Genomic DNA, 12,741 nt, shown 5'->3' on the forward strand with positions numbered 1-12,741 from the left:
AGGCAAACCCGCTCTCCGAATAGGCTGTGGTTTCAGGTCGTGAAACTCACTTTGCGCGACATAAAAAGTCGTGCTATCGTGGCCCGGAATCGCACCAATTCGACCCTATGGAACTGACCACCCGACCCGACCGCACCGACCAAGCTCCGGCCTTCCAACACCAGAATCCGGGCGACCCCCTACGTCTCCGCGGCCAACTCGAAGAAGCCTTCCAGGCGTGGCTCACCCGTTCGCCGTCGGTTGAGACGCGGGACGGATACTCCCGCGACCTGTTCCAGTTTCTTGACTTCGCCGGGGTGCCAAACGGCGAATGGGAGAAACTCGCACAAATTCGACCAGGAATCGTATCCGCGTGGCGGGATCACCTGCTTGAAGGCGGACTGTCGAACACGGCGATTGGCCGCAAGCTGTCGGTCCTCCGCAGTCTCTACGGCTACCTCCGCAAATACGGCTACACCGGGGCCAATCCGGCTGACACCGCGTTCGTCGCCGCCCCGCCAGTTCCGCGGGACGGCAAGACCGTGGCACTGTCCCCCGAAGACTGCCGCCGGTTGCTAGACTTCCCGACTGCCGAAACACCAGAGGGAGTGCGGGACCGGGCGATTCTGGCGATCTTGGCGTTTACCGGTTGTCGCGTCGGCGAGGTCTGTCGGCTTCGCATCGGCGACTTCAAGCGAAGTGGTGGCCATCAGGTGCTGGAGGTCCGCGGCAAGGGCGGCAAGGAGCGTCGGATGCCGCTTCATCCCGAAGCGGTCGAGCGGCTCGAAGCGTGGTTGGCCATCGTCGGCGACGGGGTGACGGACGCTCCGCTGTTTCGACCGCTGAAGACCGCACGCGGTCAGGGCAGGGACGGGTTTCTCACTTCCCCGCTCACCCGCCGCGGACTTCAGTATCTCGTGGAACGATACGTCCGAAGGCTTGGCCTCGACCCGAACGTGACGGTCCACTCGTTCCGGGTGACGGCCCTGACCACCGCCCGCGAGCGCGGGGCGGACATCGTGGACCTACAGGACTTCGCCGGGCACGCCGATCCGCGGACCACCCTCACCTACATCCGCAACCGCGACCGGCTCAGCCGTAGCCCGGCCTACGTCCTGAAATACTGATGCGACCGCCGACCTTGTGTCGTGCAGGGGGTACGGTCGGAAGACGAGCGGGTGTGGCGAACCGCGAGGCGACTCGGACGGTCCCGTTTTCAACGATGCCGATCCCCTCCGTTGGCTCGTGGGGCTATCTCCGTCGAGCTGGCACAGTCCGGCTTCTCAGAACCAGCCGAATGGGGTACACAGCGGCGGAAAACGACCTCGCTCGGCTCAACGATCCTGGCTTTCCTGGCGTGCGCAAGCTACGCTATAATGAGAGGTTCGGGAGCAAGCAGGAGGAGCGGTCGAAGGAATGGATACGACACGGGAACTCGGAAACGTATGGCCACTGCGGAGCAGATCAAAGCCCTTCTGAAGAGCTACGTCGATGGGGATGGGGAACAGTTCCTCACCGTGTCGATGCAGGTGGCCGCACACGCCGCTCGCCGTGGTCAAGGAAAACTCGCCCAGGACATCCGTGATCTGATCGACGAGGCCAAACGGCGCTCGTCCCAGCCGGCCATCCGTCCGGCCGTCCCCATCGCACGGCCGGCGGGAGAGCTGGCCGACCTGATCCAAGCGTCGTACCCGAAGACTCGACTGGCCGACATGGTTCTGGGACCGTCGGCCCAGGTCTCCCTCAACCGGATCATCGTCGAGTACCGCCAGCAGGACAAGTTGCGTGCCCACGGGATGTCGGCCCGGCGCAAGCTGTTGCTGGTCGGCCCGCCCGGTTCGGGCAAGACGATGACCGCGGCGGCCCTGGCCGGAGAGTTGAAACTCCCCCTGCTCGCCGCGAGACTCGACGGGCTGATCACCAAGTTCATGGGCGAGACTGCCGCGAAACTTCGGCTCGTCTTCGACGCGATGGTCGTCACCCGCGGGGTGTACCTGTTCGACGAGTTCGACGCCATCGGGTCGGATCGCGGGCGGCGCAACGATGTCGGTGAGATGCGTCGGGTGTTGAACTCGTTCCTACAGTTTCTGGAGTCGGACGACTCCGACAGCCTGATTCTCGCGGCGACCAACCACCAAGAAGCCCTTGATCCGGCATTGTTCCGCCGGTTCGACGATGTAATCCGCTACGGCCTGCCCGGCGATGATCAGGTTGAACTGCTGGCCAAGAACCGACTGAACTCGTTCGGCCTCTCGGGTGTCAACTGGGACGAGGTGCGTGCCGCGGCCACCGGCCTGAGCTACGCCGAAGTGACCCGAGCCTGCATGGAAGCGGCGAAAGCCGCCGTACTCGAAGAACGGGATCGGATTGCAACGGAAGACTTGTTGACCACCATCCGCGAGCGCTCCGCAATCCTGGGACGCGACAAGACGTAGCACCGAGTTGACCTGATGAGCAGCGACAACCTTCCGCACCTGATCGTCACCGGCTTCTTCGGGAAGGACAAGTACACGGCCACGCCGAGACTGGGGCCGAGTTTCAACCTGCCGGCACGGGACCGAACCGCGCACGGCACGTCGGTCCGAGAACAACTCCAGAAGGTGCGTGGGGAAAACGACGAGACCCGAGGTGTGTCGCCGGACCAAGAGGAGTCGGCACCGCTAGTGATCGAAGTGCGCAGCGAACCCGGCTTCCTGCTCAAATTGGAAAGTCTCGAAGACAAACGCAAGGGCATTGAGGTCGCCTGCGTCCGCCAGGAAGGCGACGTTCAGATCGCGACTGTTCACATTCCCGAAGGGGCGCTGACGCACTTTCTCAAGCGGGCCGAAGAGTACCTCAACTCGGACACGAAGGGGACGGAGAAGACGCCGTCCAAGCCCAAACACCAAGACCTGATCGCCACCATCGGCCAGATTCGGCTGGCCACGCTGCGTTCGTTCTGGACGGACGACGACGACGACTTTCCGCCCGCCGCGCAGAAGGTGTGGTGGGAAGTCTGGGTGCGCGTCGTCGGTGGCAGAAGTATCTGGGAGTCGTTTCGCATCCTCGCGCAGTCGAACGGACTGGCGGTGGGCAGTGACACCATTAACTTCCCCGACCGCGTCGTCGGCCTTGTGTACGGGACGGCGGAAGAGTTGATGGCATCGGCCGACCTGCTCGACATGATCGGCGAAGTCCGCAAGGCGAAGGAAAACCCTGCCGATTTCATTGCGCTGAAACCGAGCGAGCAGGCAGAGTGGGTAAACGCTTTTCTCAATCGGCTCGTCCCACCACCAGTGGATGCGCCATACGTTTGCGTTCTCGATGGCGGTGTCGTTGCCAACCCGCTGATTCGGCCTGCGCTCGATGCGGCCGACTGTCACCGCTACGATCCGAACTGGCCGCTGGCAGACGCCCCAGATCGGCCGGCAGCACTTCTACGAACGCACGGTTCTGAAATGGCCGGAGTCGTTCTGTATGGACGCCACCTCTCCTCGCTACTTGCCGGTAACGAGTCGCACACACTAACACACCGCATCGAGTCGGTGCGAATCCTGCCGCCGAAACCGTACCAGAACGAGCGACGACTTTACGGTGCGATCACGGCTCAATCAGTGAGCCGTGTGGAAATCGCGGCCCCCGAGCGGCTGCGTTCGTTTTGCATGGCCATCACGACAGACAGCCGGGATCGCGGGCGGCCGTCGTCTTGGTCGGGTGTCGTGGACCAAATCTGTGGCGGCTTTGCCGACCAAAACCCGCGGCTGTTCTTCGTGTCCGCCGGTAACACCGACCCGAACGAACGGCATCGTTACCCGGAGTCGAACGACACGGACATGGTGAAAGACCCGGCCCAAGCGTGGAATGCGATTGCCGTCGGAGCCTGTACCGACTGCGTGACCTACGACTCAAAAGCGTACCCCACCTACAAGCCCATCGCGTCGGTCGGAGACTTGAGTCCTTCCAGCACCACGTCCCTTGCGTGGGAGAAGCCGTGGCCGTACAAGCCGGACTTCGTGTTGGAAGGCGGCAACCAGATCGTCCGCGACGATAAGAAAGCGGTGATGGAAGTCGATGACATGTCGATGCTGACGACCTCTCACGCCACGGGCGGCAGCTTGCTCGTCGATTTTCGGGACACCAGTGCGGCGACTGCCCAAGCTGCGGGCATGGCGGCGATGCTCCAAGCGGAGTATCCGAACCTTTGGCCAGAGACGGTCCGGGCACTGCTCATCCACTCGGCCGAGTGGACGGTTCGAATGTGGGAGGCGTTCGGAAACAGGAAAGTCGATCATGTGAATCGACTCCGCCGCTACGGATACGGCATCCCGAACTTAAACCGTGCCCGGTACTCCGCTCGCAACGCGCTGACGATGGTTGTCGAGCAATCGATCCAGCCGTTCACCAAAGATGACAGCACGATCAAAACCAAAGAGATGGGTTTGCACGCGCTGCCCTGGCCGAAGGAGCAGTTGCTCGAACTGGGCGAGGTCAAGGTGACGCTGCGGGTGACGCTGTCGTATTTCATCGAGCCCAAGCCCGGTCGGCGCGAGGGATTCGTCAAGCACCGCCATCGTTACCAATCACACGGGCTGCGTTTCGAGGTGAAGCGTCCGCAGGAGTCGTTGGACGATTTCAAGAAGCGTGTCAGCCAAGCCGCGAGGGCCGAGGAAGAGGAGTTTGAAGCCGTCGGCGACACGTCGGGTTGGGAACTCGGGCCGAAGGTGCGGACACGAGGATCGGTCCACTGCGACTGGTGGACCGGAACGGCGGCGGACTTGGCCAACAGCGGCGTGATCGCGGTGTACCCGGTCAGCGGCTGGTGGCGAGAGTCGAAGGGCAACGACTGGTCGAAGGAGGCGAGGTACGCGCTGATCGTTTCGATCCAGACCGAAGCCGTGCCGGTGGCGGTGAGCCTGTTCACGCCGACGGAGATCGACCTTTACACTCCCGTCCAATCGACCATCGTGGCGGCCATCGAGCAGACTGTGGCAAACGAAGTGGCTGTTGAGGGCGAACCCAACGAGGAGTAATTCTCAACGCTTTTCTCACTCGTTTTTCGCGTCAGTTCGACCCGTTGGCCCTGCCAACAAAATGCTAACGATGTTGCCCACACGACGGCCGTGCGGGTACAATCCGAGTGCCCTACGATTTTCACCAGTTCCACTGACAACAAAGGGTTTCCCGCACGATTCAAGCACGACCGCGACGCGGGTGAAGTGTCACTCAGCTAGGTGCAGCGCAAGGTTCGGCGCTCGGCCTAAGCCCACCACGGGAGCGGCCGGGGTACAGGATACCTGCACACCACCGGGGCATCCCCGAAGCGTTCCTTCCGCCGCTTGGTCCGCCGGCGGATGACGCACACCAGACGGCGGCGAGCGCACTCCCCGGCGTAGACCGCAAACGCATCTCGCAGCTCGTCGCGGCGGGCCAACTCGCTCGGCTTGAGGTAGTGGTCGAGCGGCCGCTTGTGCCACTTCGGCCGCTTCCGCCCGGCCCCCGGTGGGCCATGCCGCCACACCAACTCCCTGAACCGCTTGAGGGCCTGCTCGACGGACTCGCCGTCGCGGACCTCGATCCGAACACCCATGCGTGTGCGTCTTGTACGGCTGACGCGCTGCCGGTTGAAAGAGCCTTCTGCCGCCGAACAGGTGTTTATCCCAATCCACAGATCACATAAATCCGGGCCGGGTTCGCCTCACTGTGGCTGGGGACAACGCCCCCAGCCTAGCGATGTGCGGTGGCCGGGTCAAAAGCCAATCTTCGGGCCGGAGAAAATCCGCGCCCCCACGATATTGACATTTGTTCACGTATCGGCGTAGAGTGCGGTGTCATTTCACCGGAGGTAAGTCATGACGGCCACCGCACCCTCGCCCGTCGCCAACCGCATCGCATCACACTTCGCCCCGCCGCTGCCGACGACGCCGGAGGAGCGGCAACGGGTCTGGGCCGACGCCCTCGCCGCCGCCATGTTGTTCTACCAGCGGCAGCTCGCCAGCCCGATCCGGGCGGAAGCAGCCGAGGCCGCCCGCGCCGTCTTCGACCTGGAGAAGACGCGGCTACGGCACGGCCGCCCGCTCGCCGGGGCCGCGAACCCGCCGGAGCCGGAGGTGCTGCCGCCGCTCGAACCGCTCTACCAGGTCAAGGCGTGCGAGCAGACGCTCGACGCGGCCGTAAAGGTCGGGGCGTTCGAGGAGGAAGACGAGGAAGAGGCGGACCTGCCGCCGGGGTTGGAAGGGATGACGGACGACGAGCTGGCGGACGCCTACGAGCGGCACGACCCGAACGGGTTCGCGACGGTGCTGGCGATGGTGAAGGAGGAGGGGGCACGGGCCGGCCGGCCGTGCGACGACGCGCGGGTGCGGGCGACGGCCCGGCGGTTCGTCGCCCGCAAGCTCGGCGAACTCCGGGCCGGGCGGCCGGCGAGCGTCCCGGCGTGAGCGGGACGTGGCTTCCCGAACCCGACGGCCTAACGCCGAATCTTGTGCGCCGCCGACACCACGTAGCCACGTCCCGCTCACGCCGGGACGCTCGCCGTTGCATGGCCGCGAACGGTTCTCATGCCGAGGAGGTTCCGATGACCCGCCTGCCGTCACCCGACGTACACGCCGCCGCGCATCGTTGGGTCGAACGCGAAGAAGTCGCGGATCACGTCGCCGTTCGCGGCGAACAGCCGGACCCGCGGGCCGCCGCCCAGGCCGGTCCCGTACACCGTCCGCGTCTCGCCCGTCGGCGTCCGCACGTTGCCGACCGTCACGCCGCCCAGGAACCCCGGCTCGAAGATCAGGTCCGAGTCCAGTTGCGCCGCCGTGAACGCGTCGAACGTCGTCACCATCGGCTGCCGGCCGGCGGCGGACGCGGCCGTCAGCACGGTGCGGGTGCCGTCGAAGCTCAGGGCCACGTTCACCCCGTTGCGGGACGCCGGGTCGAACGCGAAGAAGCTGGAGATCAGCTGCGTGCCGGGGCCGCGGAAGACTTTGACGTGCGGCCCGGCCCGGAACCCCGGCCCGGTGGCGAGCAGCCGGCCGGACACGGCCACCGACACGCCGCTGCGGAGGTTCGGGTCGTAGGCGAAGAAGCTGTTGACGAGTTGCGCCGACCCGTTCGCGAACGAGTAGACGTTCACCGCCGGGCCGCCGCCGAGGCCGGCCCCGGTGACGATCTCGGCCACGCCGTCGCCCGTCAGGTCGCCGGCCGCCAGGCTCACCCCGCCGACGAACGACGGGGCGTAGGCGAAGAACTCGGTCAGCAGGTTGAAGCTCGTGCCGTCGAAGATGCGCACCCGCGGCTGGGCGCTGATCGCGCCGCCGACGATCACGTCCTCGACGCCGTCGCCGGTCACGTCCGCGGTGGCGACGACCGCCCCGCACCAGAAGTCGTCCTCGAACGGCCGGAACCGCCGCAGCTCCGTGCCGTCCGCGTCGAAGACGACGACCTCGGTGGTGATGCCGAACCCGGAACTCGCGGCGAAGATTTCGCGGATCGCCGGCCGCGCCGCGACGGTGACGGTCGCCGTGCCGGTGCTGCCGGTGAGGTCGTTCGTGGCCGGGACGAACACGGCCGACAGCGCGTTCGCGCCGACCGGCAGCCCGGACCGGGTGAGCGTGGCGACGCCGTTCGTGACCGCCGCGGAACCGAGCGGCGTGGTCCCGTTGAAGAAGTTCACCGTGCCGTTCAGGATGGCCGGGTTGACGGCGGTACTGGTGTCGAACGCGACGGCGGCGGTCAACGTGAACGCGGTGTCCTCGAACCCGGTCGCCGGCACGACGGCGAGCGTCGTCCGCGTCGGAACCGGGTTCACCGTCAGTGTCGCCGGGATCGACGCCGACCCCTGGAACGCGGGGTCGCCGGAGTACGCGGCGAGGATCGAGTACGCCCCGTCGCCGACCGGCAGGCCGGCCGCGAGGGTGAACGCGGCCTGCCCGTTCACGACGGCCACGGTCGCGACCGGCGACCCGTCCACGGCGAACGTGACCGTGCCGCCGGTCGGCGACCCGCCTACGTCCCCGACGACGGTGGCCGTGAACGTGACCGGGTCGGTCGCGAGGACCGGGTTCGGCGCGGCCGTCACGGTGGTCGTCGTCGGGATCGTGTTCACCACGAGCGCGACCGGCGCGGACGTTGAAGTGGTGAACGTCGGGTCGCCGGAGTAGACGGCCGTTATCTGGTACGACCCGACGGCGAACGGCAGCTGCACCGCGGCGGTCCCGGTCGCGTCGAGCGGCACGGCCCCGGTGATGACGGTCCCGTTCGCGAAGAACTGCACCGCCCCGGTCGGCGTGCCGCCGGCCGTGGACGCGACGGCCGCGGACAGCGTGACCGGCTGGTTCGCGAACGCCGGGTTCGGGTCCACGGCCACGGTCGTGGTCGTCGGGATCGGAGTGACGACGAGCGTGACCGGAGCCGAGGACGACGGGCCGAAGGCCGCGTCGCCGGAGTACGCCGCGAAGACCTGGTACGACCCGACGGCGAACCCGGCGGGGGTGGGCAGCACGGCGTTCCCGGCCGCGTCGATGGCGACCGGCGCGCCGAACGCCGTGCCGTTCAGGAAGAACTGCACCGTGCCGGTCGGGACGCCGGCCGACGCCGGCGTGACGGTCGCGAAGAACGTGACGGGCCGGTTCACGAACGCCGGGTTCGGGTTCGCGCTCGCGGCCGTCGTCGTGGCGGCGAGGGCGACGAACGTGCTCGCGGTCGAGGCCGCCGGCAGGTACGCGGCGTCCCCGGCGTAGGCGATGCTGACCGTGAACGGCCCGGCCGTCGGGACGGTCGCGGTGAAACTCACGTTCCCCACGGCGTCCAGTGCGCCGGTCCCGGCCGGCGCGCCGTTCAGGATCAGCGTGACCGTGCCGGTCGGTTGGAACCGCGGGTCGGTCACGCTGCCGGTCACGGTGAACGGCTGCCCGGCGACCGGGGTTCCCGTCACCGTCTGCGTCAGCGTCGCCGGGACTTGCACCTCGAACGCGCCGGCGTCGGCCGTGCCGTTCACCACGCGGGGGAAGCCGGGGCCGCGCTGGTCGGTCGTCAGCGTGCCGGCGTTCCCCTTGTCGCGGGCCGGGCTGCCGGGGTTGAGGCCGTGGACGAGGGCGTTGGGGTCGCCGCCGAAGAAGCCGAGCGGCGTGAGCAGCGGGTCGAGCGGGGCCGCGGCGGAGCCGACCTGGTCGCCGTTCACGCCGTCGGCGAACCCGCTGGCCGGGTCGGCGACGCCGATGACGTTCGACCCGAGGGAGACGTACGGGACCACCTGGCCCCCCGTGAGCGGGGACACGTCCGGGTCGATCGGGCCGCGGTTGCCGGCGATGACGCTGCCGCGGACGCTGTCGCTCGGCCCGCCGCTGAACGCGGTCGAGCCGAGGCCGCCGCCGCGGGTCGCGACGGCGTCGTCCCCGCCGCCGGCGACGACCTCGTTGTTCGTGATCGTGACGCTGCCGATCAGCGACGTGGACGAGAACCCGGAGAGCCGCACGCCGCCGCCGACCGCCTGCCCGCGGCTGGCGTTGCCCGCGCCGAGCGTGCCGGCCCCGCCGACGGCCGTGTTCCCGGAGACGGTGCTGTTCTCGAACGCGGCCGTGCCGAGGAAGACGTTGAACTCCACCCCGCCGCCGCCGGCGTCGCCGCCCAGCCCGCCGTTGGTCGCGTCGCCGCTGCCGTCGCCGCCGACGGCCAGGTTCGCGTCGAACGTGCTGTCCTGAACGACGGCGGTACTCGCGCCGACGGACAGCCCGCCGCCGGTCGCCTCGCCGCCGGCCGCGAACTGCGCCCCGGCCCCGCCGCGGGCCTGGTTGTTGTCGATCCGCGACCCGGCGACGACGGCGGCCGAGCCGTCGAGGGACAGCCCGCCGCCGCGGGCGTCGCCGCCGGTGTTGAACTCGCCGAACCCGAACGCCGTCCCGCCGGTGGCGGCGTTGCCGGTGATCCGGGCGGCGGTGATTTGCGTGGACCCGCTGAACGACGCATGGACGCCGCCGCCGAACGCGGACCCGCCGCGCTCGCCGTTCTCGACGCCGTCGCCGCCGGTGGCGGTGTTGTTGGAAATCACCCCGCCGGTGACGGTGAGCGTACCGAACGACGCGACGCCGCCGCCGAACGCGGACCCGGCCGACGAGCTGCCGACGACCCCGTCCGGGCCGACCGCCGCGTTGCCGACGACGGTGACGGCGTTGAGCGCGAGCGTGCCGTTGCTCCGGACGCCGCCACCGGCCGCGTCGGTCCCGGCCGGCGCAACGTGCGTACCGTTCACGATCACGCCGCCGTTGACGATGACGACGCCCATCGGGTCCGGCACGTCCAGCACGCGGTCGCCGAGGCCGGCCGCGTCGATCGTCGCGCCGGCCAGTTCCAGCGTCAGCACGTCCAGCACGTCGAGGTCGCCGGTGACGCCGGCGTCCTCTTCCGCCCCGGCGACGGTCAGCAGGTACGTCCCGGCGGGGGCGACGACGGTGTCCGCGCCGGCCGTGGCGTTCGCCGCCAGAATCGCCGACCGCAACGTGACCTGCCCGCCGGGGAGCTGCCCGGTGGCGAGGTTGACGCCGGCGGTGTCGAGGTCCTGGACCGTGGTGGCGGTGAACGTCGCCGGGGCGAGGCGGTCTTCGAGCGGGACGACGGGCTGGAGCTTCCGCGGCTTCGTGTGGCGTCGCATGATGAGTGTCGGTCCGTGGGTGCGCGTAGTCTCATTACATCGGACGTTACCTTAGCCGAAGTGGATTGCACGGGCGCGGAATTCGACCCGTGGTCGGATGAGAACCGTCACGGCTTGCGCAACTCCACCGACCCTGACTTCCGAAGTCCGGCTTCGACTTCGGAAGTCGAGCGGAACCAACACAGACGGGGGGCGGAAGGCCCCTGCACGGGATCGACTTCCGAAGTCGAAGCCGGACTTCGGAAGTCGGGCCGCCCGAACCCGCCTTGACCCCCGTTTCCCGCGTCCGTTACGATGCCGCCTCTCGTTCTGACAAGGATGTCGCACGATGATCGCCACCCCCGGCCCCGGCTTCGCGTCCGCCGTCGCCGACGCCGTGAAATCGCCGGACCGGATCGAGGCGGCCCGCTGGGCCGCGGAGCTGCCGTACTTCCGCTGGCTGCACGCGCAACTGCCGGAGCCGTTCTTCCACACGCAGGCGTTCCTGCTGTTCCTGCTCGTCGTCGCCGTCGCGTACTGGACGGTCCCGCGGCGATGGAACACCGTGCGCGTCTGGCTACTGGTCGTCGCCAGTTTCCACTTCTACGCCGCGTGGAACGCCAGCCTCGCGCTGCTCGTCACCGTCACGACGCTCGCCGACTACGCCCTCGCCCGGCTCATGGACCGCACCGAGACGCAGCGCCACCGCCGGCTGTTGATGTTCGCCAGCGTCGGCATGAACCTCGGCGTCTTGTGCTACTTCAAGTACCGCGGGTTCTTCCTCAACGAGCTGCACGCCCTCGTCGGCCGGTTCGGGTTCGACGCGGGGTATCAGACGCTCAGCCCGCTCGACATCCTCGTGCCGTTCGGCATCTCGTTCTACACGTTCGAGGCGATCAGCTACGCCGTGGACGTGTACCGGCGGAAGGTGAAGGCCGAGACGAGCCTGCCGCACTTCCTGCTGTTCATCCTGTTCTTCCCGCACCTCGTCGCCGGGCCGATCGTCCGCGCCGGGGACTTCCTCCGGCAGGCGCACCGGGTCAAGCGGTGGAACTGGCTGCGGGTGCAGATCGGGTTGCAGTTGTTCCTCCTCGGCGTGTTCAAGAAGCTGGCCATCGCGGACCGGATGGCCGTGTTCACGGACGGCGCGGGCGGCGTGCCGGGGCCGTTCCTCGCGCCGGAACTGCACAACACGAGCGCCCTGTGGCTGGCGGTCCTCGCCTACGCCCTCCGCATCTACTGCGACTTCTCCGGCTACTCGGACATGGCGCTCGGCCTGGCGCACCTGTTCGGGTACAAGCTGACGCAGAACTTCAACATGCCGTACCTGGCCGCGAACGTGTCCGAGTTCTGGCGGCGGTGGCACGTCAGTCTGAGCACGTGGCTGCGGGACTACGTGTTCATCCCGCTCGGCGGCAGCCGCGGCGGGGCGTGGGCGACGAACCGGAACCTACTGCTCACGATGGTCCTCGGCGGCCTCTGGCACGGGGCGAACTGGACCTACGTGGTGTGGGGCCTGCTCCACGGGCTGCTGCTGATCCTGCACCGGCAGTTCCGCGCGTGGGCCGAGGCACGGCCGACGGTGGACGCATACCTCAAGACGTGGCTCGGCACGGCGGCGCGGGTGGCGGTGACGTTCGTGGCCGTGTCGCTGTGCTGGGTGTTCTTCCGGCCGGAGTGGGACAAGGCGATCGAGATGTTCCGCCGGATGCTCGGCTGGCACGACGGCCTGACGCTGCCGCTGCACAACCGCAGCCTGTGGTACACGGCGCTGTTCATACTGTTCTGCCACGTCCTGGTGGCAAAGGGATTGTGGCAGAAGCTGTGGGAGCGCGCCCCGGCCGCGGTGCTGGGCGTCGGGTACGCGGTCTGTTTGACGGTGGCGATGGTACTCGCCCCGGACGGCGGGAAGACGTTCATCTACTTCACGTTTTGACAAAGAAACCCGGTATGTCACACGTTGTGGCACTCGAATCGACCCTCTTGTTCCCTCCCCCCTTGGGGGGGAGGGTTAGGGAGGGGGGTCAGCCTTTCCCTCACGGTGAGGATCGCGTCCGAGGTGTGAAGCTCGGGGGGGGGCGCGCCGCCCCCCCCCCCCCCCGCCCCGGGGCCGCCCGGGGCGGGGGGCGGCGGCGCCCCCCGGGGGGGCCAAGCACCGCAAGACAAAC

General features: G+C 68.0%; 7 protein-coding genes. 5 read left to right on the forward strand and 2 right to left on the reverse strand.

The annotated features are described in order from the left end of the window. Positions 1-107: 107 nt before the first annotated feature. The 3 genes from AC5JJ2_RS03305 (at position 108) to AC5JJ2_RS03315 (ending at position 4,988) form a co-directional block, all read left to right on the forward strand. Positions 108-1,106 carry a tyrosine-type recombinase/integrase gene (locus AC5JJ2_RS03305; RefSeq protein WP_495856533.1) on the forward strand — a complete coding sequence of 333 codons (999 nt, stop codon included), beginning with the start codon at positions 108-110 and terminating at the stop codon, positions 1,104-1,106. A gap of 318 nt (positions 1,107-1,424) precedes the next feature. After that, positions 1,425-2,414: an AAA family ATPase gene (locus AC5JJ2_RS03310; protein ID WP_495856534.1), complete on the forward strand. Its 990-nt coding sequence runs from the start codon at positions 1,425-1,427 to the stop codon at positions 2,412-2,414. A 15-nt stretch (positions 2,415-2,429) separates the two neighbouring features. Beyond that, positions 2,430-4,988, forward strand: coding sequence for a S8 family peptidase (locus tag AC5JJ2_RS03315; protein WP_495856535.1), 2,559 nt, complete (start codon positions 2,430-2,432; stop codon positions 4,986-4,988). A gap of 227 nt (positions 4,989-5,215) precedes the next feature. On the opposite strand, the gene AC5JJ2_RS03320 is transcribed toward AC5JJ2_RS03315, so the two are convergent. Next, entirely contained in the window at positions 5,216-5,545 is a 330-nt protein-coding gene (locus AC5JJ2_RS03320) for a small ribosomal subunit protein bS21 (protein ID WP_495856536.1), read from the reverse strand. Between the two features lie 262 nt (positions 5,546-5,807). Here AC5JJ2_RS03320 and AC5JJ2_RS03325 point away from each other — a divergent pair, with 262 nt between their 5' ends. Beyond that, positions 5,808-6,395, forward strand: a complete 588-nt coding sequence (locus tag AC5JJ2_RS03325) for a hypothetical protein (RefSeq protein ID WP_495856537.1) — start codon at positions 5,808-5,810, stop codon at positions 6,393-6,395. A 152-nt stretch (positions 6,396-6,547) separates the two neighbouring features. Here AC5JJ2_RS03325 and AC5JJ2_RS03330 read toward each other — a convergent pair whose 3' ends face one another. Then, entirely contained in the window at positions 6,548-10,594 is a 4,047-nt protein-coding gene (locus tag AC5JJ2_RS03330) for a beta strand repeat-containing protein (protein WP_495856538.1), read from the reverse strand. A 328-nt stretch (positions 10,595-10,922) separates the two neighbouring features. On the opposite strand from AC5JJ2_RS03330, the gene AC5JJ2_RS03335 reads away from it, so the two are divergent. Continuing rightward, positions 10,923-12,509, forward strand: a complete 1,587-nt coding sequence (locus AC5JJ2_RS03335) for an MBOAT family O-acyltransferase (RefSeq protein WP_495856539.1) — start codon at positions 10,923-10,925, stop codon at positions 12,507-12,509. The last annotated feature ends 232 nt before the right edge of the window (positions 12,510-12,741 follow it).

It is taken from the genome of Limnoglobus sp., from assembly GCF_059499385.1.